Origin of the sequence: Niallia alba, from assembly GCF_012933555.1 — a bacterium.
Taxonomy (GTDB): domain Bacteria; phylum Bacillota; class Bacilli; order Bacillales; family Cytobacillaceae; genus Niallia; species Niallia alba.
In genome coordinates this window covers 2,155,087-2,178,262 of record NZ_JABBPK010000001.1, presented here as the reverse complement: position 1 = coordinate 2,178,262, position 23,176 = coordinate 2,155,087, and the positions used below count along the sequence as shown (strand labels likewise).

Annotated in this window: 18 protein-coding genes; all 18 read right to left on the bottom strand. The window is 36.9% G+C overall.

Going from position 1 to position 23,176, the window contains the following annotated elements; all coding sequences use genetic code 11:
• Positions 1-183 precede the first annotated feature (183 nt).
• The 18 genes from dpaB to rseP all read right to left on the bottom strand — a co-directional run bounded on the left by dpaB (position 184) and on the right by rseP (position 23,171).
• Positions 184-777 carry a dipicolinate synthase subunit B gene (gene dpaB, locus HHU08_RS10335; RefSeq protein WP_016201176.1) on the bottom strand — a complete coding sequence of 198 codons (594 nt, stop codon included), beginning with the start codon at positions 775-777 and terminating at the stop codon, positions 184-186.
• An 18-nt stretch (positions 778-795) separates the two neighbouring features.
• Positions 796-1,677: a dipicolinic acid synthetase subunit A gene (dpaA, locus tag HHU08_RS10330; RefSeq protein ID WP_016201175.1), complete on the bottom strand. Its 882-nt coding sequence runs from the start codon at positions 1,675-1,677 to the stop codon at positions 796-798.
• Between the two features lie 386 nt (positions 1,678-2,063).
• Positions 2,064-3,299, bottom strand: coding sequence for a M16 family metallopeptidase (locus HHU08_RS10325; RefSeq protein ID WP_169188386.1), 1,236 nt, complete (start codon positions 3,297-3,299; stop codon positions 2,064-2,066).
• A gap of 256 nt (positions 3,300-3,555) precedes the next feature.
• Positions 3,556-4,512 carry a polysaccharide deacetylase family protein gene (locus HHU08_RS10320; RefSeq protein ID WP_169189653.1) on the bottom strand — a complete coding sequence of 319 codons (957 nt, stop codon included), beginning with the start codon at positions 4,510-4,512 and terminating at the stop codon, positions 3,556-3,558.
• Positions 4,513-4,701: 189 nt separating this feature from the next.
• The gene (gene pnp / locus HHU08_RS10315; RefSeq protein ID WP_101730012.1) at positions 4,702-6,822 is read right to left on the bottom strand and encodes a polyribonucleotide nucleotidyltransferase; all 2,121 of its coding nucleotides are present in this window, start codon (positions 6,820-6,822) and stop codon (positions 4,702-4,704) included.
• Between the two features lie 449 nt (positions 6,823-7,271).
• Positions 7,272-7,541, bottom strand: coding sequence for a 30S ribosomal protein S15 (gene rpsO, locus HHU08_RS10310; RefSeq protein WP_016201171.1), 270 nt, complete (start codon positions 7,539-7,541; stop codon positions 7,272-7,274).
• Positions 7,542-7,793: 252 nt separating this feature from the next.
• Positions 7,794-8,741, bottom strand: a complete 948-nt coding sequence (gene ribF, locus HHU08_RS10305; RefSeq protein WP_169188385.1) for a bifunctional riboflavin kinase/FAD synthetase — start codon at positions 8,739-8,741, stop codon at positions 7,794-7,796.
• A gap of 81 nt (positions 8,742-8,822) precedes the next feature.
• Positions 8,823-9,740 (bottom strand): tRNA pseudouridine(55) synthase TruB, encoded by a 918-nt coding sequence (gene truB / locus HHU08_RS10300; protein WP_169188384.1) that lies wholly within the window; start codon positions 9,738-9,740, stop codon positions 8,823-8,825.
• A 307-nt stretch (positions 9,741-10,047) separates the two neighbouring features.
• Positions 10,048-10,413, bottom strand: a complete 366-nt coding sequence (gene rbfA, locus HHU08_RS10295) for a 30S ribosome-binding factor RbfA (protein ID WP_016201168.1) — start codon at positions 10,411-10,413, stop codon at positions 10,048-10,050.
• Between the two features lie 21 nt (positions 10,414-10,434).
• Positions 10,435-10,716: a DUF503 domain-containing protein gene (locus tag HHU08_RS10290; RefSeq protein WP_016201167.1), complete on the bottom strand. Its 282-nt coding sequence runs from the start codon at positions 10,714-10,716 to the stop codon at positions 10,435-10,437.
• Entirely contained in the window at positions 10,713-12,884 is a 2,172-nt protein-coding gene (gene infB / locus HHU08_RS10285) for a translation initiation factor IF-2 (protein ID WP_016201166.1), read from the bottom strand. The genes HHU08_RS10290 and infB overlap by 4 nt, the downstream gene beginning before the upstream one ends.
• Before the next feature lie 19 nt (positions 12,885-12,903).
• A complete protein-coding gene (locus HHU08_RS10280; protein WP_016201165.1) occupies positions 12,904-13,206 on the bottom strand; it encodes a YlxQ family RNA-binding protein in 303 nt (100 codons plus the stop codon).
• Complete coding sequence (rnpM, locus tag HHU08_RS10275; protein ID WP_016201164.1) at positions 13,203-13,487, bottom strand: RNase P modulator RnpM; 285 nt, start codon at positions 13,485-13,487, stop codon at positions 13,203-13,205. Before rnpM ends, HHU08_RS10280 begins: the two co-directional genes overlap by 4 nt.
• Positions 13,488-13,498: 11 nt before the next feature.
• Positions 13,499-14,632, bottom strand: a complete 1,134-nt coding sequence (gene nusA, locus HHU08_RS10270; protein ID WP_016201163.1) for a transcription termination factor NusA — start codon at positions 14,630-14,632, stop codon at positions 13,499-13,501.
• Between the two features lie 89 nt (positions 14,633-14,721).
• The gene (rimP, locus tag HHU08_RS10265; protein WP_169189652.1) at positions 14,722-15,195 is read right to left on the bottom strand and encodes a ribosome maturation factor RimP; all 474 of its coding nucleotides are present in this window, start codon (positions 15,193-15,195) and stop codon (positions 14,722-14,724) included.
• Positions 15,196-15,469: 274 nt separating this feature from the next.
• Positions 15,470-19,792 carry a PolC-type DNA polymerase III gene (locus tag HHU08_RS10260; protein WP_169188383.1) on the bottom strand — a complete coding sequence of 1,441 codons (4,323 nt, stop codon included), beginning with the start codon at positions 19,790-19,792 and terminating at the stop codon, positions 15,470-15,472.
• Positions 19,793-19,951: 159 nt separating this feature from the next.
• Positions 19,952-21,658, bottom strand: a complete 1,707-nt coding sequence (locus tag HHU08_RS10255; RefSeq protein ID WP_016201158.1) for a proline--tRNA ligase — start codon at positions 21,656-21,658, stop codon at positions 19,952-19,954.
• A 247-nt stretch (positions 21,659-21,905) separates the two neighbouring features.
• Entirely contained in the window at positions 21,906-23,171 is a 1,266-nt protein-coding gene (gene rseP, locus HHU08_RS10250) for an RIP metalloprotease RseP (RefSeq protein ID WP_016201157.1), read from the bottom strand.
• Positions 23,172-23,176 lie beyond the last annotated feature (5 nt).

Below are 23,176 nucleotides of genomic sequence, written 5' to 3'. Positions count from 1 at the left end.
TAATAATCATAGGCAAGCGTAAAGCGCCGCCTTAAATAATATTATCTATTTTAACATATTCAAGCAGCAATAAAAGAAACTTTTATCAGATTCTTTCAAAAAACACCGATTGGCGCTATGGATTCCCAATTGGATACCGACAAGCGCCATGTTTTATCGGTGAGTTTTCAAAAAATACTCGGATTAATCTAAATACTTTTCCACAATTACTGGTTGAATCTGTTTATATTCTAATGCTGCCTCAATTGTTTCTGCAAGCATAGACATTCTTGCTACCATGGAATTTGGTTTTTTTATTGGATCATCCTGACCAAATGGAATAAAGAAAATATTTTTTGTTGCCATTAAACGCATTAGATTAATGCCGTTTAATCCTAACGCATCATTGGTAGAAATCCCTAAGACAACAGGTTTTTGGTTGCGTAATGTTGCTTTAGCTGCCATTAGCACTGCATTATCTGTCATCGCATTCGCAAATTTACTCATGCTATTTCCTGTTAAAGGTGCAATGATCATACAGTCAAGCGGTGCTTTCGGTCCAAGTGGCTCTGCAGCGACAATACTGTCAATTATGTTCTGCCCCGTTATTTCTTCTATCTTACTAACCCAATCTTTCCCTTTACCGAAACGTGTGTCTGTATTTTTTACATTGCCCGTTACAACTGGTACTACTTCCGCCCCAAGTGATACTAACTTTTCTACTTGCGGTACCACTTCTTCATACGTACAGTGAGACCCAGAAATTCCAAACCCAATTCTTTTTCCTTGTAGACTCATTCTTCTATTCTCCTCTCATTATCGCAGCTGATCTTCTAGTAATTGAGATAGGACATCTGCCAAAATATTCCCGGCTGTTTTTGGCGCTACGATACCTGGTAAACTTGGTGCAAGTAATGCCTTAACCCCTCTTTTTTCAGCATATTGAAAATCCGTTCCGCCTGGTTTAGATGCCAAATCAATTACCAGCGTGTGTAAAGGCATTTTTTCAATGACATCAGAAGTTACGACAAGATGTGGAATCGTATTGATACAAATGTCAATATCTTCGACCGCAATCTTTAAATTATCTAAATGTACAGGAGTTAATCCCATTTCTATAATGCGAGCAATATGTTCACTTTGACTTGCTGCAACCTTCACTTTTGCCCCTAATGCGTGGAAAGTCCTTGCAACACTCATCCCTACACGTCCTAGCCCAAGTACAATTACCTTTGAGCCATGAATCGTTGTATCTGTATGTTGGATTGCCATCATAATCGTACCTTCTACGGTTGGAATGGAATTTAATATTGCTACATCATCTCGATCAAATAATTGAACGAGTTTACGTTTTGTTTCTTTCATTAGCAAACTTAAATATTGATTCGTTATCCCTGAATATACGGTGCAATGCTCTGGGGTTTTTTCTAATATTTCTTTTGTTAAAATAACTTTTTCGTTCGAAAAGATAGTATCGACTTGCCCATTTAGATCTGTTCCTCTAACGGGTAAGATAATAGCATCTATTTCTGAAAAATCTACGTTATCGATTTTTTCTTTTGTAGCCCCAGTGAATGCATGGTCTAATTGCTCGAAGCCGATTAATGAAAGAATTGCTTGTTGTTCCGTTAGTTTTCGAACAATCTCAAGCTGCCTTGCATCACCGCCGATAACCGCGATTTTCATCCCTTTCAGCATGAATATTTCACCTTCTTTTTTTAAAGATCCTATTTTTCATAGCTCGCTACTTCAACATCTTATGTGATTACTCATTATTAGGTGAGTTGTTTAAATTAATTCCACAAAAAGAAGGCTTTCTTCCTTATATAGAACAGAATGAGTGAAAATAATCCATTTTAGAAGTAATTAGTATAGCTAAATATCATTTTTAAGCTAGTTGACTGTAGGGAAGGTGCGAGTCTCCTGAGGGGATTGGCGGAAAATATGAGCCCTCCGAAAGTGAGCATCCTTGAACGAAAAAGCAACCTACTAATGCACAGAGGAATTTTTCTCCACAAAAAAAACTAGGAAACAGAAGTAATTTCTGTTTCCTAGTCCTCATTTAATTTATGTAGCTGTTGTTTTTATAGTGCTTTTGGTAGTTGTCCGTCTGGACTAATTAATGAGACGGAGAATGTGTCGGTGAATATATCATTTGCCATTTGATCGACATCCTCTTTTGTGACACGGTCAATATCGGCAATGATATCATCTAAGGAACGATGCTTACCTAGCAACAGTTCGTTTTTGCCATTTCTGCTCATTCGACTATTTGTGCTCTCCAAGCTTAGCATTAAGCTTCCTTTTAACTGCTCTTTACTATTTAAAAGCTCTTTTTCTGTAATTCCTTCTTTTTTCAAGGTAGTAAGCGTATTTTGAATCGTATCGAATAATTCATCAAGCTGTTTTGCCCCTGTACCACCGTAAATAGTCACGATTCCACTATCTTGGTATGCGGAATGATAAGAGAATACAGAATAAGCCAAGCCTTTCTGTTCACGGACATCTTGAAATAGTCTGCTGCTCATACTGCCACCAAGAATATTATTTAAAGAAACAAGTGTATACATTTTATCATGACCAACTTGTAATCCATTAAAGCCTAGACAAAGATGCGCTTGCTCTGTTTCTTTTTTTCTTGATAAATTATTAGCATGGAAGGAAGGCTTTACTAGCTCTAATTCCGATTTACCTGCTTCATATGTTCCAAAATACTTTTCTACCTCAGCAATAAATGTTTCGGTTATGTTACCCGCAATCGAAATAACGGTGTTTTCCGGGGTATAGTGATTAAACATATACTCTCTTAACGTGTCACCATTAAAGGTAGCTAATGTATCCTCTGTACCTAAAATCGGAAACCCGAGAGGATGTTTATCATAAATTGCCTGACTTAATAAATCATGGACAATATCATCGGGCGTATCATCATACATTTTAATTTCTTCACAAACAACATTTTTTTCTTTCTTTAACTCTTCTTCGTCAAAAGTAGAATTAAAATACATATCTGCTAGTACTTCTAAAGCCATATCCGCATGAGTATCTAGCACTTTTGCATAATAGCAAGTATATTCCTTTGAAGTAAAAGCATTTACTTGACCACCAATACTATCAAATGATTCTGCTATTTCTCTAGCGCTGCGTGTTTTTGTTCCTTTAAAAAACATATGCTCTAAAAAATGGGATACACCATTATTTTGTTCATCTTCTTTCCGAGACCCTGTACCAATCCATACGCCAATAGCAACAGAGCGAACGGTCGGAATGTTCTCCAATACGATTCTTACTCCATTTTGGCAAGTATATCTTTTGATCAATTATGTTCCTCCTGTTCTTCTACCATGTTGTAAAAAATAGTTGCGACTGCTAGTATATCTTATTCCTCTTGTTTTTTACAAAACATTGTTTGAATATAATAATAACATATAACAGTTTTAAATATGAAATAGCGCATATTCCCCTATTAAACGCAATGATATCAATATTTTCAATGTTTTTTTGTTTTTCTATTAGGGGCAATCCCCTTACAAAAACGTTTTCTTCTTATAGAATACTATAAGATGGGCCGAACTACTATTTTTTTGTATTAAAGCTTTCTCTTTCTTCACTAAGCATGTCACTGACGGTATCGATTTTATACCCCTTTTTATCAATTTCAATAATTAGTCGTTCAAGACTGTTAGTGGTAACCTCTGTTGGATGCATAAGAATGAGCGCTCCATTATGGATTTTTCCTAGTACTCTTTGGAGTAAAGTATCTGGACTCGGTTTTTGCCAATCAATCGTATCTACAGACCATATTACTGTTTTAAGGTTCTGCTGATCGGCAATTTTTACTACCTCATTATTAAAATACCCACTTGGTGGCGCTAATAATGTGACTTGCTCTCCAGTTGTTGCTTCAATGACATCATTTGTCTTTACTATTTCCTCGTGAATCTTACTGCTACTAATTTTACTCATATCCGGATGCGTATAGGAATGATTTCCGAGCTCATGCCCTGCTTCTGCGATCATTTTTGCAAGGTCTGGGTTTTTCTGGACCCATCTGCCCTCTAAGAAAAAGCTGGCTTTGACATGATGCTTTTTCAAAGTTGCTAATATATCAGGTAAAAATTCGTTCCCCCATGCTACATTTATAATAAAGCTTACCATTTCTTTATCTGGATTTCCTTTATATACAGGAGCAGGTGGTAAATCATTTAATGTAATATCTGGTTTCACTTGCTTAAAGACTAATTTTTGTTCATCGAATTTCCCCTCTTTTTTCATATTCTTGTAAGAGGCATCCACATCGACTTTTAGCCCATTTAAGCCAGGAATTGCTTTCCATACAGGATCTAATTTTGCATCAATCGGTTTCTTCTCATAGTCTTTCGCTTTTTCACTAATCGTTGTGTATAAGGAATTATTTGTTGTGACCGCAACCGAATTTTCTTGTAAAGTACTAACATATGAATCAGCTAAAGGATTATTAACTAAAAACCAAGAGATAACAAGAATCCCTACTAATGGAACTAATTTCTTCATCACCTTTTCCCCTCCTAGTTACTACAATATGATAATAAAGGACAAGGTAGAACGTTGAACTATGGACTTTAGCTTATCCTTATTCTCTATTATTTTGTTCAAGATGTTCCTTTTCATTCCACAAAAAAAAGTGCCTGATAAAAAAACAATAGCAGTTTTTTTATCAGGCACTTTTATTTTGTATTTCAATTAGTTTTTAGCATTCTCTGCTTGCTCTTTTTGTTCTTTTAAAACCGCTTTGCGTGATAGGTTAACTCTTCCTTGTTTATCGATTTCTGTTACTTTCACAAAGATTTCATCACCGATGGCTACAACGTCTTCTACTTTGCCAATTCTTTCTTCAGCAAGTTCAGAAATATGAACAAGTCCATCTTTTCCGTTGAAGATTTCAACGAATGCACCGAATTTCTCGATTCGTTTTACTTTACCAAGGTACATTTGTCCGACAACTACTTCACGAACAATATCTTCAATAATTTGTTTTGCTTTGTTATTCATTTCATCATCAACGGAAGAAATGAACACTGTACCATCTTGCTCAATATCAATTTTCACGCCAGTTTCTTCAATGATTTTATTGATTTGTTTTCCGCTTGGTCCAATAACATCACGAATTTTGTCTGGGTTAATAGACATCATTAAGATTTTTGGTGCATAAGAAGATAAAGATTCTCTAGGTGTATTAATTGTTGCCATCATGGAATCTAAAATTTGCATACGACCAATTTTTGCTTGTTGTAGTGCCTCTTCTAAAATTTCACGAGATAATCCATCAATTTTAATGTCCATTTGAAGTGCTGTTACCCCTTTAGAAGTACCAGCTACTTTAAAGTCCATATCTCCTAAATGATCTTCCATTCCTTGAATGTCTGTTAAAATACTGTAATGTTCACCAGATTTAATCAGACCCATTGCAATACCAGCAACTGGTGCTTTAATTGGCACCCCAGCATCCATCATTGCAAGTGTACTTGCACAAATACTCGCCTGTGATGTAGAACCATTGGATTCTAATACTTCTGATACAAGACGAATTGTATATGGGAAGTCTTTTTCAGAAGGAATGATCGGTTCTAATGCTCTTTCCCCTAATGCACCATGACCGATTTCTCTTCGTCCAGGTCCACGCATTGGTCCTGTTTCACCAACACTGAAGTTAGGGAAATTATAGTGATGCATGAAACGTTTTTCTTCTTCTACACCAAGACCGTCCAATATTTGTACATCCCCTAAAGCGCCTAATGTACAAATACTCAAAGCTTGCGTTTGTCCACGAGTGAACAGACCAGAACCATGTGTTCTTGGTAATAAATGAACTTCAGAAGATAGTGGGCGAATTTCTTCTAATCCACGTCCGTCTGGGCGAACTTTATCTTCTGTAATTAAACGACGAACTTCATTTTTCACTAATTTATCTAAAATTGCTTTCACTTGCTTTAATTCTTCATCTTCTGTTTCTTCTGCTTCATACTTCGCAATAACAGAATTTTTTACTTCTTTAATAGCTGCTTCACGAGCATGCTTTTCTTGTACACGAATCGCATTTAGCATTTCGTTTTCACATAGTGCGCGCACATCTGCTTCGATGTCTTTATCCAATTCGTATAGTACAACTTCCATTTTCTCTTTGCCAATCTCTTCAGCAATTTTTTCTTGGAATGCGATTAAGCGTTTAATCTCATCATGACCAAACACAATTGCTTCAAGCATTACTTCCTCTGGTACTTCATCTGCACCAGCTTCAACCATGTTGATTGCATCCTTTGTTCCTGCAACAGCAAGGTTAATATCACTTTTTTCTGCTTGCTCTACTGTTGGATTGATAACAAATTCGCCATCGATTCTTCCTACATATACTCCAGCGATTGGTCCACCAAATGGAATATCGGAAACAGATAATGCTAGAGATGATCCAAACATTGCTGCCATTTCAGATGTACAATCTTGATCCACACTCATTACTAAGCTGACTACTTGAACTTCATTACGGAAGCCATCAGCAAATAATGGTCGAATTGGTCTATCGATTAAACGACTTGCAAGAATGGCTCTTTCACTTGGACGTCCTTCTCTTTTAATGAAACCGCCTGGGATCTTACCAACTGCATATAGGCGTTCTTCATAGTTTACTGTTAATGGAAAGAAGTCTAAGTTTTTCGGTTCTTTTGAAGCAGTAGCTGTGCTTAATACAGCAGTATCACCATATCGTACGAGCACTGCACCATTTGCTTGTTTTGCTAATTGTCCAATTTCGACTGTAAGCTTTCTTCCAGCCCAGTCAATGGAATAGACATGCTTATCTTGTCCCATTCATAAACCCCTCTCTACTCATTCACTTCATGGAGGTTTCCGGCTAAAAAGTACTACCTAAAACCTACGTTATTTCATAAAATGGCTGTTTTCGTAAAGTTTGTTGCGATTACCCGCAGCCGGAATACACTTCGCTTTCCGTGGGGCGAAGCTTAAGCCTCCTCTGCTTCGCCTCCGGGGTCTCAGACTGTCTCACTAATTCCACAGGAGTCTACGTGCATTCCGGCTGCTCCAATTTTCCAACTAATTCTTTTTTTATTGCAAAAACAATAATCCATTAGAAAACAGCCTATAAAATAAAGAATACTTTACCTAAATTTCTCTTCTACTAGTATACACATTTTATGTAACTAAAAAACGAAATTAATTTATGTAATCTATAGAAACCATATGTTAGATTCGCATTTATTTACAATAAAAAAGCGGGAAAAATATCCCGCTTTTTTTAACTATCTACGTAGACCAAGTTTGTTAATTAAAACACGGTAACGTTGAACGTCTTTATTACGTAGGTAAGTTAAAAGATTACGACGTCTACCTACCATTTTCAAAAGACCACGACGTGAGTGATGATCCTTTTTATGCGTACGTAAATGTTCATTCAAGTTATTGATTGACTCAGTAAGGACAGCGATTTGAACTTCTGGAGATCCAGTATCGTTCTCATGCGTTTTGTACTCATTGATAAGTTCGTTTTTACGTTCTTGAGTGATTGCCATCCTGTTTCACCTCCTAATTCTATTACACTAATCCCCATTTACCGAGCAAAACGTTGGTGATTCGATTTGCCAAGCAAAGGTTGTTTTTAGTACGTCTTTAAGAATACCTGTTTTCGTGTGAAAAATCAAGATAAAAGCTATTATTTTTCAAAATAAAGTAATACCATCACGAATCTTTCAAATTTCTACGTTGGGATATATTTCATAGTATTGCCAATTTTCTTCTGAATTATAACTAGTATTTTCTTATGTCTATTGTGCTTTATCGTAAAAATAGTGTAAGGCGGTTTGCTTATCTTTTTCGATTTGGGCTACTAGTTCGTCGATTCCGTTAAATTTCTGTTCGCTTCTAATTCTTTTATGCCATTCGACCGTAACAGAATGACCGTAAATATCTTGATGGAAGTCAAAAATATGAACTTCGATACTGGCATTCTTCTTTTCTGGATGAAAAGTTGGTTTTGTCCCTAAATTGCATACTCCTTCATACCATTGATTATTTACAAGTAACTTTACTGCATATACACCAAGGGTCGGTAAAATAACATCACTTGCTGGCTTCACGTTTGCGGTTGGAAAACCAATTGTTCTTCCACGCTTATCGCCATGAATGACAGTACCATTAATCGTATAATATCTGCCTAATAGAGCAGGAACTTTTTCCATATCACCATTATTAATAAGCGAACGAATTAAGGTCGAACTTACTTTTTCTCCTCCAAATGTTTCTTTGCCAATAATGGTTGTTTCGTATTTACCACGAGAATGCTCAGAAAGTGTTTCCGCTGTTCCTTGCGCTTTCTGCCCATAAGTGTAATCAAACCCTGCTATTACATGCTTTACATTTAAGTCAATTAAGTACAAATCAACAAATTCTTGTGGTGGTAAACTAGCAAATTCAATTGTAAAATCAACAATAAATAAATAATCAATACCTAATTTCGCTAATTGTTCTACCTTAGATTCAAAAGAAGTTAAGTAGTCTACTTTTTTTGTTTTTCCACCAAGTACGATGGATGGATGAGGATCAAATGTCATAACTGCACTGCTCCATCCATTTTGATCAGCTACTTTTTTTGCTTCGCCTATTACTTTTTGGTGGCCAAGATGTACTCCATCAAAGGAACCTAACGCGATGGAAATTGGTGGATAATCATGCTCTTTATTTCTTTCTGAATGATTTATTCTTACTATCTTCATTATGCTACTCACCTTTTCTAGCTCAAATTTCTTTATTTGCTTTGCCAAACTTTCTTTTCAAGGTGTACGAAGCATCAATTCTTACTCCAAGATTTTTAATATTTTGGACGGTTTAATTAATCCTTTTTTTGTTGGATGCTGAATGTATATGGCTAACGCTTGCCCTAATGTTGTTTGAATGACAATTGGCTCCTGTTCATCCAATAAATGAGCAGGAGCTTCTAATACCGATCCATTTCGTACCTTCAAAGCTAATGTATCATTTATTTCATATTTCGGCAAATGTAAAAGCGCCTCTTCTATAGGATAAATATGCTTGTCGAGAACTCCTTTTTCTATATATTCCTCTAGTTCATCGAAGGTCACACACTCTTTCTCCGTAAATGCCGCTGAACGTGTTCGACACAAATCTGACATATGAGCAGGATATCCTAATTTTTCTCCGATCATCACAGCAAGGGTTCTAATATATGTCCCCTTACTACAGCTAACTTTAAAACGGAATGATACAGTATCCCCCTTTAATTCTTTCCATTCCTCTATTAATTCTAACGAGTAAATGTTTACTTGTCTGGAGGGACGTTCAATCACTAGCCCTTGTCTTGCGTATTCATAAAGCCTTCTTCCATTTACCTTAACAGCAGAATACATCGGTGGTGTTTGCGTAATAGTTCCCGTTAAATCATTTAAGATTGCTTCTATTCTATCTCTAGTGACTGTTTCTGTTACTTTCTTTTCCTCTACTTTTTCTCCAGAACGATCTTCGGTTGTAGTGGAGTAACCAATTGTTACCTCCCCAACGTATTCTTTGCCTGCATCTGTTATGTATTCCGCTACTTTCGTTCCCCTACCTAAACAGATTGGCAATACACCCGTTACATCAGGATCCAGTGTTCCAGTATGGCCAATTCTTTTCATATGTAAAATCTTTCGTAACCGAAAAACGCAATCATGAGAAGTAAGCCCCTTAGGCTTCCATAACGGTAAAATTCCTTCCATATATCTCATCCTTTATTCATTTATAAATTAAATAATTTATGCGAAAATAGATCTTGCTCTTTACTTGTAATGTCATTTAAAATTCTGAGTTGATTGTAGTGGAGGGAACTTGACTCCTGCGGGAGATGAGGGAAATGAGAGACCCCAAGGAGGCTCTCATCCCTCCCCGCGGAAAGCAAGTTCCTGGATCGGAAATCAACGGGCTTTGTTCTAAAGTTAACTTTATTTAAAGCTTCTATAAAAAACTCCTATCGTCCATATCCATAACCATGGAAAAAGTCCGATAGGAGCATATTTTTACATCATCTTATTTTTCGTCGTTACTAGACGGATTTTCTTTTGCGATTTGATGCAATAATGTATCAATTCTATTTCCGTAATCTATCGACTCATCAAATTCAAACGTAATTTCTGGGGTTTTGCGTAAACGAATTCGTTGTCCTATTTCAGAACGAATAAAGCCTTTCGCTTTTGCTAGCCCTTTTAATGTGTTCTCACGTTGTTCTTGATCGCCAAGTACGGAAATATACACAGTTGCTTGTTGAAGATCACCAGTAACATTCACATCTGTAACTGTTACGAAACCAATGCGAGGATCTTTTATCTTACGACTAATAATCTCGCCTAGTTCCTTCTTCATTTGTTCACCAACACGATTTGGTCTTAGACTCATCGCGCAATTCACCTCATTTTTTTAAAGCCATTCTATATCTGTAATGGTTCTCTCTATTTCCGGAAAAGAATCGATAAACTGCTGTGTTTGTTGCAACACGCCTTCTGCAGAAACACGGACGGAAGCAACAGTAACAATTGCAAGCTTTGTTCTTTGCCAAGTATCTTGATACTCGACTTCTGAAATAGAGATATTAAATTTTTGTTTTAAGCGGGTCATAATTCTTTGCAGAACCGCCCGCTTTTCTTTTAATGAGTGGGCATCATAAATGATGCATTCCACTGTCATTAAACCAACAATCATTTACGCTCAATTTCTTCCATTACGTATGCTTCAATTACATCGCCTTCTTTAACATCATTAAAGTTTTTGATTGTAATACCACATTCGTAACCTTGAGCTACTTCTTTTGCATCGTCTTTGAAACGTTTTAAGGCATCGATTTCCCCTTCGAAAATAACAACACCGTCACGGATTAAGCGAATTCCGCTATCTCTTGTAATTTTCCCGTCCGTTACGTATGAACCTGCAATTGTACCAATTTTAGAAACTTTGAATGTTTGACGAATTTCAGCCTGACCAATAATTTTTTCTTGGAACTCAGGATCAAGCATTCCTTTCATCGCTGCTTCAATTTCTTCAATTACTTTATAAATAATACGGTGTAAGCGTACATCTACTTCTTCAGCGTCTGCAGCTCTTTTCGCATTTACATCTGGACGCACGTTAAATCCGATTACAATTGCATTTGATGCTGCTGCAAGTGTAATATCTGACTCATTAATTGCCCCTACACCAGTATGAATGATTTTAACGTTAACACCTTCTACTTCTATTTTATATAGAGCGGCAGCTAACGCTTCTGCTGAACCTTGAACATCGGCTTTAAGAACGATGTTAATATCTTTCATTTCCCCTTGTTTCATGTGTTCAAACAGGTTGTCTAAGCTGATTCTTGTTTTTTCTGATCTTTGAGCTTGAATGGCTTGAGTAGAACGAGCTTCCCCGATTTGTCTTGCTGTTTTCTCATCATTGAAAACAACAAATCGATCACCAGCTTGAGGAACTTCATTTAATCCTGTAATTTCTACTGGAGTAGATGGTCCAGCTGTTTTCACACGTCTACCTAAATCATTTACCATCGCACGAACACGACCAAATGTATTACCAACTACAATAGGGTCACCAATGTTTAGCGTTCCGTTTTGAACAAGCAATGTTGCCACAGAACCTTTTCCTTTATCTAGCTGTGCTTCAATAACAGTACCTACAGCGTTACGTTTTGGATTTGCTTTATATTCTTCTACTTCACTTACTAGAAGGATCATTTCAAGTAATGAATCAATACCTTCTCCAGTTAACGCGGAAAGTGGAACAAAGATAGTTTCCCCACCCCAAGCTTCCGGTACTAATCCATGTTCTGTTAATTCTTGCATTACACGGTCAGGATTTGCTGTTGGTTTATCCATTTTATTGACTGCAACAATAATTGGAACTTCAGCGGCTTTCGCATGGTTGATTGCTTCAATTGTTTGTGGCATTACTCCATCGTCTGCAGCGACAACAAGAATCGTGATATCAGTAATTTTTGCACCACGTGCACGCATTGTTGTAAAGGCTGCGTGTCCAGGTGTATCAAGGAATGTAATTTTCTTACCATTTTCCTCGATTTGATATGCACCAATATGCTGTGTAATTCCACCAGCTTCTCCTGCTGTTACTTTTGTATTACGAATGCTATCAAGTAATGTTGTTTTCCCATGGTCAACGTGTCCCATAATTGTAACAACAGACGGACGCTCTACTAATTCTGCGTTCTCATCATCTGTAAAGTATACTTCTAGATCGGTTGTGTCGATTTTCACTTCTTCTTCGACTTCAACACCGTAATCTGTACAGATTAATTCAATTGCATCCTTATCTAACTCCTGGTTGATTGTTGCCATTACACCAAGAAGGAATAATTTTTTAATGATTTCAGATGGTTCACGATGCAATTTTTTTGCTAATTCAGCAACTGTCAAAGACTCGCTGAATGTAATTTTTTCCGGTAATTCTTTTTCTTTTTTCGGAGCTGGAGGTGCAACTGGAGCAGCATTTTGCTTCCCTTTGCGATTATTGTTGTTTCTATTCTTATTGTTGTTATTATTAGTTTTTGGTTTATTAAAACCTGGTTTATTATCTTTAGTATTTTTCACAGATTGATTTACTTTCCCCTTTTCAGCCATTTCATCGCTTTCTTTTTCATACTCGTCCGCGATATTTTTAGCAGCCGCTTTTTGAGCCGGTGCTTTTGGCTTATTTTCTTCACTCTTTTTATTATATACACTATCCAATTTTTTAATTGCGTCCTCTTCCAATGTTGTCATATGGTTTGAGACTTCTACATTCATCTCTTTTAATTTAGCAATAACATCCTTGCTTGAAATGTTATATTGTTTTGCGTATTCGTATACTCGCACTTTACTCATCATTTCACCCCCGCTAGAATTAATCGAGCAGCGTTAAAAGTTTTTTTGCAAATCCATTATCCAAAACAGCGACAACCACTCTTTGCTCTTTCCCTATTGCTTTCCCTAGGATTTCCCTATTTGAAACAAGCTTCACTGGTACTTTATAGGAACGACATTTATCGGTGATTTTTTTTGTCGTGTTTTGTGATGCATCTTCCGATAATAATATTAGTTTTGCATTACCGCTTCTAATTTCTTTTACGGTCAATTCCTCACCTGAGGTTATTTTCCGTGCTCGATTTGCTAAGCCAAGTAATGACATCCACTTGTTATCGTTCATTTGGATTGTCTTTGCTCCTTATCTATTAGTTCTAACAGCTCATCGTAAACAGTATCATCTACTGTCACTTCAAGCTGGTTAGAAAGAATATTCTTCTTCTTGGCTAATAGTACTGCTTCTTTGTCCAATGAAAGATATGCTCCTCGACCGGATTTTTTTCCCGTTAAATCGACGGATACAACCCCTTCTTTGGAACGAACGATGCGAACTAGTTCTTTTTTCGGCTTCATTTCACCGGTAGCAACACATTTACGCATTGGTACTTTTCTTGGTTTGTTCACACACATTCACCTCAAATCTCGAAATCTTCCGTGCTCAAACGGAAATCATCCTCTTCGTCTGCCTCATCATCAAATTTAATCAATGAATTTTCAGTTGGATATATTCCAGCCTCTCTTGCTTCTGATTCAGATTTGATATCAATTTTCCAGCCAGTAAGCTTCGCTGCTAAGCGTGCATTTTGGCCTCTTTTACCGATTGCCAATGATAATTGATAATCGGGAACAATAACAGTTGTTGCTTTTTCTTCTTCGTTTACAATAACTTCTAGTACTTTCGAAGGACTTAAGGCATTCGCAACAAATACTGTTGGATCACTTGACCACTTAACAATATCAATCTTTTCCCCTTTTAACTCATTCACAATCGTCTGCACACGAGTTCCTTTAGGACCTACGCAAGAACCTACTGGATCTACTTCTTCATTATCAGAATGAACGGAAATCTTTGAACGATCTCCAGCTTCACGCGCAACTGATTTTATTTCTACTGTTCCATCATAGATTTCAGGAACTTCCATCTCAAACAATCTTTTCAGTAGACCAGGATGTGTTCTAGATACAAAGATTTGTGGACCTTTTGTTGTCTTTTCCACTTTTGTTAAGAAAACCTTAATGCGATCATGTGGTTTATAATGCTCATTTGGCATTTGTTCATTTGTAGGTAAAATTGCTTCAATTTTACCTAAGCTGACATAAATGAATTTACTGTCTTGACGTTGAACAATCCCTGTCATAATATCTTCTTCGCGATCGATAAATTCAGAATAAATAATTCCTCTTTCAGCTTCGCGAACTCGTTGTGTAACTACTTGTTTCGCAGTTTGTGCTGCAATACGTCCAAAATCTTTTGGTGTAACTTCTAGTTCAACAACATCTTCTACTTCATAGTTCGGATTAATTTTTTGTGCATCTTCCAAAGAAATTTCAAGACGTGGATCAAATACCTCATCAACTACTTCTTTTCTCGCAAATACACGCATGGACCCTGCACCTAAATTCAAATCAATTCGTACGTTTTGTGCCTGGTTAAAATTACGGCGATAAGCGGAGATCAATGCTGCTTCAATTGCATCCATGATCACTTCTCGCGATATTCCTTTTTCTTTTTCAAGTAACACTAGAGCATCAACTAATTCACTGCTCATGAGCGTGTATCCCCCTTTATTCTCTTTTATCAAAAATTATTGATCATTGTAAAGAAGCTGTCATAAGCTGTCTCATTTGATCTTTATAATTAGGAAAAACTAACAGCAAGTCTTGCTTTTGCCACTTTTTCATATGGAATTTCAATCGTTTTCTTTCTAGTCTTAATTTTGACTTCGACTGTCACTGATTTCCCATCAAAAGCTGTTAAGATTCCTTCAAATGTTTTTTCCTTTTCAATTGGTTCATATGTTTTAATATAAACATTTTTCCCAATCGCTTTTTCGAAGTCTTTGTCTTTTTTCAATGGTCGTTCTGCTCCAGGTGAAGAAACCTCAAGAAAATAGTTCTCTGAAATCGGATCGACTTCATCTAACTTCTCACTTAGTTTTTCACTAACGACTGCACATTCATCAATATCTACACCAGTTTCTTTGTCAATATATACACGTAAAAACCAGTTTGGTCCCTCTTTTACATATTCGACATCTACTAATTCTAAGTGTAGTTCATCTAAAATGGGATGTACCATTTCTTCGACTATTTCTGTTACTTTGCTCAAAATTTTCCCCTCCTTAAGCAAGGAACCTTATTATGTTTTTAGAGTCAACTTAGCAAACTAAAATATGTACACTTGTTGCTCATCCATCAATTTGTGCGATAATACTCACTCTGTTTTTCAAGAAAAAACCCTAATACAAACAGGAAAGAGTGGGTTGCCCCACTCTCCATTCGCGAAAGTTATCCTTAGTATTTCCAACTAAACTATACCATAACCGCTTCAGTTATGCAAATGAAAGTCCGTAACTTCAACGTTTCTTCCCCTATCCAAAAAAATTTTAGAATAAAGAAAGCTGGTTTTGATCCGGCATATCAGCCAAGCAACCATGATTGTCAAGATATTGCATAATTGTTTTCGAAACTTTTCCGCGTTGTTGTAAATCCTCTTTCGATAAGAATTCCCCATTTTTTCTTGCTTCGACAATGTTAATAGCAGCATTTGTTCCTAATCCTGGGATACTGTTAAACGGCGGTATAAGAGCATTTCCTTCAATAATAAATTCAGTAGCACTTGATTTATATAAATCCACCTTCTTAAAGGTATATCCTCTTTCTACCATTTCGAAAGCAAGTTCCATTACTGTTAACAAGTTTTTCTCTTTCGTAGATGCATCTAACCCTTTTGCACTAATATCATCTATTACTGCTTTAATACTATGAGATCCCTTTACCATCGCATCAACATCAAAATCATCGGCACGAACAGTGAAATAGGCTGCGTAATATAATAATGCATGGTGCACTTTGAAATAGGCAATCCTAACTGCCATTAATACATAAGCAGCAGCATGCGCCTTAGGGAACATATATTTTATTTTTTTACAAGAATCAATATACCATTCCGGTACTTCGTTCTTTCTCATCTCTTCTTCCATTTCATCTGTTAGACCTTTCCCTTTACGTACACTTTCCATGATTTTGAAAGCAAAACTAGGATCAAGTCCTTGATAAATCAGATAGACCATGATGTCATCACGACATCCAATAACTTCACTTAAGTTACAAATATTATTATGAATAAGTTCTTGGGCATTCCCTAACCATACATCCGTACCATGAGATAGACCAGATATCTGTACTAACTCAGAAAATGTAGTTGGCTTCGTATCTTCGAGCATTTGCCGAACAAATTTTGTTCCAAACTCAGGAATACCAAATGTACCAGTTTTACAATATATTTGTTCCGGTGTTACTCCAAGGGACTCTGTACCGCTAAATATTTTCATTACTTCAGGGTCATCTGTTGGAATCGTCTTAGGATCTATCCCACTTAAATCTTGAAGCATTCTGATAACAGTTGGATCATCGTGACCAAGAATATCGAGTTTTAATACATTGTCATGAATAGAATGGAAATCAAAATGGGTCGTTTTCCATTCCGAATTTCGGTCATCTGCTGGAAATTGAATTGGCGTAAAATCATATACATCCATATAATCTGGAATAACAATGATCCCCCCCGGATGCTGACCAGTTGTTCGTTTAACACCTGTACAGCCAGAAGCTAATCGATCAATTTCCGCTCCGCGAATTTGTAAATTATTATCGTTTTGATAAGCCTTAACATAACCATATGCTGTTTTATCAGCTACTGTACCTATTGTTCCTGCACGGTATACATACTCATCACCAAACAGTACTTTTGTATAGTTATGGGCGATCGGCTGATATTCACCGGAAAAATTCAAATCTATATCAGGTACCTTATCCCCTTTAAATCCAAGGAAAGTTTCAAACGGAATATCATGACCATCTTTCTTTAAGCGAGCCCCACAGTTTGGACAATCCTTATCAGGCAAATCAAATCCAGATCCAACAGAACCATCATTAAAGAATTCCGAATATTTACATTCTGCACATATATAGTGTGGGGGCAATGGATTAACCTCGGTTATCTCTGTCATCGTGGCAACAAAGGAAGAACCAACAGATCCACGAGAACCTACTAAGTATCCATCATCTAATGATTTTTTCACGAGTTTATGAGAAATCAAATAGATAACGGCAAATCCATGCCCGATGATACTTTTTAATTCTTTTTCCAAGCGTGCTTCCACGATTTCCGGCAATTCATCTCCGTAAATTCGTCTAGCCATGCTATAGCTCATTTCTCGCATTTCTTCTTCTGAGCCTTCAATTTTTGGTGTATAAAGATCATCCTTAATCGGTTTAATGACATCAATCATATCGGCGATTTTATTAGTGTTCGTTACTACTAATTCTTTCGCCTTTTCTTTTCCAAGGAAGTTAAAACAGTCTAACATTTCATTCGTTGTCCGAAAATGAACATCAGGAAGCTTATGGCGGTTAAGTGGATTCGCTCCACCTTGTGAACCGACTAAAATTTCTCGATAAATCTTATCATTTGGATTTTGATAATGAACATTTCCTGTCGCCACTACTGGTATGTCTAACTTGTCGCCAAGTTTTACAATATTAGCGATAATTTCTTCCAATGCTTTTTCATCTTGGACGAGCTCCATCTCCATTAAATGAGCGTACACTTCTTTGGGCATTACCTCTAAATAATCATAAAATGGGGCAATATCTTCTACTTCCTCAGGAGCCTTTTGCATCATTGCCTCAAAGACTTCCCCTTTATCACAGGCTGACCCTACAAGCAAACCTTCTCTATATTTTTGCAACACAGATCTTGGAATACGCGGGACACGATAGAAATAATTAATATGAGAGATTGATACGAGCTTAAACAGATTTTTTAAGCCAACGTCGTTTTGAGCAAGTACCGTACAGTGATAAGGACGAGCTCTTTGGTATGCATTTCCCTGCCCCATATTATCGTTCAATTGATTATGATTAATGATCCCTTTTTCAGAAGCATCCTTCAACATTTTTAAAGCAAGGTATCCAGTTGCTTCTGCATCATAAATAGCTCGGTGATGCTGAGTTAATTCGATATCAAATTTCTTCGCCAACGTATTTAAACGATGGTTTTTCATTTCAGGGTATAAAAATCTACCCAGCTCCAATGTGTCTATGACTGCATTAGTCGATTTAGGCAACCCTGCTTTCTGATAGCCGACATTTAAGAAACCAACGTCAAACGATGCGTTATGCGCAACTAGAATACTATCCCCTGTCCAATCGGCAAACTTACGCAATACAATATCTATTTCAGGTGCACTTTCTACCATATCATCGGTAATACCTGTTAAGTTAATCGTCGTTGCGGAAAGGCGATGATGTGGATTCGCAAACGATTCAAATCGATCAATGATTTCGCCATTATGAATCTTAACTGCCGCAAGCTCTATAATCGTATTATAAACGGCAGAAAGTCCTGTCGTTTCAACGTCAAACACGACATACGTAGCATCCTCGAGTACGATATCTTTTGGATTATAGGCAATCGGTACGCCATCGTCTACTAGATTCATCTCTACCCCATAAAGAATTTTCACATCATTTTTCTTTCCAGCTCCAAACGCTTCAGGGAATGATTGCGCAACAGCATGATCTGTAATAGCGATCGCTTTATGCCCCCATTTTTTTGCTTGAGTAACAAGCGTAGCCACTGATGAAACAGCATCCATTTGACTCATTGGTGTATGAAGATGCAGCTCTACACGCTTTTCATCCTCTTTCGCTGTATCTTTTCGTTCGACAGGCTTAATTTCATTTAAATCATTCCCGATCATTACTAAATCGCGAACAAATGTATCATTTTGAATACTTCCTCGTGCTCTAAGCCACATGCCCTTTTTCACTAATTGAAAAAGCGCTGCATCTTCTTTATCACGTGAGAACATTTTTACAAGAATAGAACTTGTATAATCTGTTATTTTAAATGTCAACAATGTTCTTCCACTACGAAGCTCTTTTGTTTCTGCAAAAAAGACATATCCTTGCACGGTAACACGTCTTTCTTCATCCACAATTTCTTCGAGGCGACGATAATCGCTATCGTCTTTAATTGTTAATCCAATTGTTAATGGACCACTCGGGATTGGAGAATCACCAGCTTCTTTTTCAGCTTCCATCTTCTGAATGTCTAGTAAAGCTTGCTTTCCTCTTTCCTCATCCTCTTTTTGCTTCGCAAGTAAAAATTGTTCATACTCTGAATTTGATTTTTCTTCTACTATTTCTGTATCTAAGCTCATGGCAGGGAAGCCAAAATATTGATAGGCATCCGTAATCAAGTTAGCATATTTCCTCTTGATCGCTAAGCCTTCCATCTCGTTTCTAACTTGAATGGTTAGCTTATTCCCATTAAATTGAGGCACTTGTTCATTTAATAGCTTTAAAAGGGGTGGAGAAATCCCTTGCATCTCCTCTATACATGCAGACCAATAGTCACGAATTAATACGTCTGTGACGATTCCATTTCTTACTCGAATATCATACGTAATAGTAGCAATATGCGAAAAGCTACTTCTTAACTTGGTAGTAAATAATTGATAGACTTGAAATGGAATGATATCATCAAACAAAAAATGAAAATGCCATTTTTTGGACCGCTTTTCGACAACAATTTTTTCAATGCTGGCGTTGCGAAAATGGGAAATATATGGATCGTCCGTTAATTGCAATTGCTGCAACAAAATCTGGAAACGATCCACTTTTCCTTGTATATCACTCATTTATGTCGCTCCTTCCACTCTTGCTAAATTCTATAAAAATATTATATCACAGATAAAAAACTGTTCATTTACTTAAAGCAGTTTAGCATACAATCCAATACACAAAAAGAAAAAGATTTAGCAATTGGCTAAATCTTTTTCTTTTATCCTGTTTTTCGCTTATCCCTTTACTTGTGTTAATCGAAGGATCGTTGCCACTAACTCACTTTCATGAACTTCCAGCATTTCTCCTGTACTTCTTACTTTCACTTCAACAATTCCTTCAGCTGCTTTTTTACCAACTGTTATGCGAATTGGCAGTCCGATTAAATCAGAATCAGCAAATTTAACACCAGCACGCTCTGCACGGTCATCAACTAATACATCGAAGTGATTGGCTTTTAACGCGGTATATAATTTATCTGTTAACTCATTTTGCGATTCGTCTTTTGTGTTTACAGTGATTAAATGTGCATCAAATGGGGCTACAGCGTTTGGCCATACAATTCCCCTGTCATCATTAAACTGCTCCACAATTGCCGCCATCGTTCTGGAAACACCAATTCCATAGCAACCCATAATCAACGATTGGCTTCTACCGTTTTCATCTAAATAAGTAGCTCCCATTGCTTCACTATAGCGAGTGCCAAGTTTAAAGACATGACCTACTTCAATTCCTTTTGCAAAAGTAATTGTGCCTTTTCCATCTGGTGAAAGGTCGCCTTCTTGAATGAAACGAATATCTGCATATCGGTCGACTGAGAAATCTCGGTCAGCATTCACATTCACATAGTGAAAATGCTCTTCATTTGCCCCACAAACACCATTAATAATTGCTTTCACAGCGTTATCTGCAATTACTTCCACATCTTTAACATTAATTGGACCTAATGAACCAACCTTGCTTCCTAATATTTTTTCCGTATCTGCATGGTCTGCTAGTTCAACTACATTTGCTTCTAATAGGTTTTTCACCTTTATGTCGTTCACTTCATGATCGCCGCGAACTAACACAAGCACAAATCTTTCATCCACTTTAAATAATAGAGACTTAATGCATTTATCTGCATGAACATTTAAGAAAGAAGAAACTTCTTCAATTGTTTTCTGATCTTTCGTTTCTACTTTTTCTAGCTCTTTTACCGGCTCTTCTACTTTTTCATAAGAATTTATAACTGGTGCCATTTCAATATTTGCAGCATAATTGGATTCTGTTGAATAAGCAATTGTATCTTCTCCAACATCAGATAATACCATGAATTCATGCGTATCTTTCCCACCCATTGCACCACTATCTGCGATTACAGCACGATAGTTTAAGCCACAGCGCTCGAAAATATTGCAGTACGCTTGAAAAATAGCATCATAAACTTCTCCTAAACTTTCATGAGAAGAATGAAAACTATAAGCATCCTTCATAATAAATTCTCTGCCGCGCAGGATACCAAAACGTGGTCTTTTCTCATCTCTGAATTTCGTTTGGATTTGGTAAAGTGTTAGTGGTAGTCTTTTATATGATTTTACTTCGTCTCGCACTAAACTTGTTATTACTTCTTCGTGGGTTGCACCTAGTGCAAATTCACGACTATTGCGATCTTTTAGGCGCATTAATTCTGGTCCATATGTAAACCATCTGCCGGATTCTTGCCATAATTCTGCTTGCTGCAAGGCAGGCATTAATAATTCGACTCCGCCAGCGGCATCCATTTCTTCGCGAATAATTTTTTCAATTTTCTTTATTACTTTGTTTGCCAATGGTAAATAAGAGTAAATCCCACTTGCATTTTGTCTAATAAACCCTGCTCTTAATAATAGCTGATGGCTTTTAATATCTGCATCTGCTGGCACTTCTCTTAATGTTGGAATTAACATTTTACTTTGCTTCATCTATGTTTGCACCTCTATTATTTGTATATGTTTATAATGTTGTTACGAAGAAATAAAGTTTATTACCCCGAGTTCATGCTGCTCCGACACAAGACTCTTGTGGGGAAGGGGAGACCTCACAAGGAATACCCCCTCTCTTACGGTGAATCTTATGTCCATGTGCCACTATCAACGAGCAGCATTCATCTACAAAAAACCTTCTCCACAAAACAACATTCCCCTTTCAACAAGGGGAATGAATAGTACCCTACTTTATAAAAAATCGTTGGATATCATTCCAAGTGACGACAATCATCAGTAGCATTAATAAGGCAAAACCAATAAAATGAACTAATCCTTCTTTTTGTCGGTCAATTGGTTTACCACGAACTGCTTCAATTGCAAAGAACAGTAGTCGCCCACCGTCTAATGCAGGTAGTGGAAGTAAGTTCATGATACCTAAATTAATGCTTAGAACAGCAGCCCAATTCATTAAAGAATAGATGCCTGATTGAGCTACAGTGTCTGTAGATTGATAAATAGCTACTGGTCCGCCTAATGCATCAATCGAGAACTGACCAGTGACAAGTTTACCGACTGCCCCAATAATATTCTTTGTCCATGTAAAGGTTTGTGTAGCTCCATATTGAATAGATTTTAATGGTGATTTTTCCATCGGGCTATAGACACCGACTAGACCTATTGTTTTCCCATCTACTTCTGTTTCTTTCGGTGTAACATCAATGGTCATTTCTTGTCCATCACGATCGATTAGAAATTCTAGGTTTTCCCCGGGACTCTTTTGAATGATGGAAACAACCTCTTTCCAAGATCCAACGGATTGACCATCAATACTTATAACATTATCCCCTTCATGCAGTCCTGCACTGAGTGCTACTCCATCATCTGTTAACTTTCCAAGCTTTGCCTCATTTGATGGGATGCCTTGCAATAGAGCTATAACAATAAAGATTAGAAAAGCTAATACGAAATTCATCGCTGGACCTGCAAAAATAGCAAGCGTTCGCTGTCCTAATGATTTACTTGCAAATTGACGGTCATAGGGTGCAATTTGTGTTTCAATCCCATTTTCAACAAAAACAGCATCTTTTTTCACCGGAAATACGAGAAGATTTTCTTCCGCATCTTCCTCAGCGTATCCTTTAATAAAAAGCTTATGTTCTAAATCAGCATCTTCTACATTAATAACACGTGCATTTGGATACTTTTCTTTGTTGTTAATAATCAATTTTGTTACTTCTTCTTTTTCATTAAGAATTAAACCAATTCGATGACCTGGCTTAATATCAACCATCTCAGGATCTTCTCCTGCCATACGAACATAGCCTCCAATTGGTAGAAGACGAATCGTATAAACGGTTTCTCCCTTTTTTAAGGAAAGAACTTTAGGTCCCATTCCAATAGCAAACTCACGGCATAAAATACCTGCCCGCTTAGCTAACACAAAATGCCCTAATTCATGGAAAAATACTAATGCACCAAAAATGATGATAAAAGCTATAACTGTATACAAAATTT

Excerpts from the sequence above, each read along its gene's own strand:
- HHU08_RS10320 (WP_169189653.1), bottom strand. The coding sequence starts at position 4,512 with ATGAAGAAATTAGTTCCATTAGTAGGGATTCTTGTTATCTCTTGGTTT.
- HHU08_RS10290 (WP_016201167.1), bottom strand. The coding sequence starts at position 10,716 with ATGATTGTTGGTTTAATGACAGTGGAATGCATCATTTATGATGCCCAC.
- HHU08_RS10280 (WP_016201165.1), bottom strand. The coding sequence starts at position 13,206 with ATGAACGATAACAAGTGGATGTCATTACTTGGCTTAGCAAATCGAGCA.
- HHU08_RS10255 (WP_016201158.1), bottom strand. The coding sequence starts at position 21,658 with ATGAAGCAAAGTAAAATGTTAATTCCAACATTAAGAGAAGTGCCAGCA.
- dpaB (WP_016201176.1), bottom strand. The coding sequence starts at position 777 with ATGAGTCTACAAGGAAAAAGAATTGGGTTTGGAATTTCTGGGTCTCAC.
- infB (WP_016201166.1), bottom strand. The coding sequence starts at position 12,884 with ATGAGTAAAGTGCGAGTATACGAATACGCAAAACAATATAACATTTCA.
- ribF (WP_169188385.1), bottom strand. The coding sequence starts at position 8,741 with ATGAAGATAGTAAGAATAAATCATTCAGAAAGAAATAAAGAGCATGAT.
- truB (WP_169188384.1), bottom strand. The coding sequence starts at position 9,740 with ATGGAAGGAATTTTACCGTTATGGAAGCCTAAGGGGCTTACTTCTCAT.
- rpsO (WP_016201171.1), bottom strand. The coding sequence starts at position 7,541 with ATGGCAATCACTCAAGAACGTAAAAACGAACTTATCAATGAGTACAAA.
- dpaA (WP_016201175.1), bottom strand. The coding sequence starts at position 1,677 with ATGCTGAAAGGGATGAAAATCGCGGTTATCGGCGGTGATGCAAGGCAG.
- HHU08_RS10260 (WP_169188383.1), bottom strand. The coding sequence starts at position 19,792 with ATGAGTGATATACAAGGAAAAGTGGATCGTTTCCAGATTTTGTTGCAG.
- rbfA (WP_016201168.1), bottom strand. The coding sequence starts at position 10,413 with ATGAGTCTAAGACCAAATCGTGTTGGTGAACAAATGAAGAAGGAACTA.
- nusA (WP_016201163.1), bottom strand. The coding sequence starts at position 14,632 with ATGAGCAGTGAATTAGTTGATGCTCTAGTGTTACTTGAAAAAGAAAAA.
- pnp (WP_101730012.1), bottom strand. The coding sequence starts at position 6,822 with ATGGGACAAGATAAGCATGTCTATTCCATTGACTGGGCTGGAAGAAAG.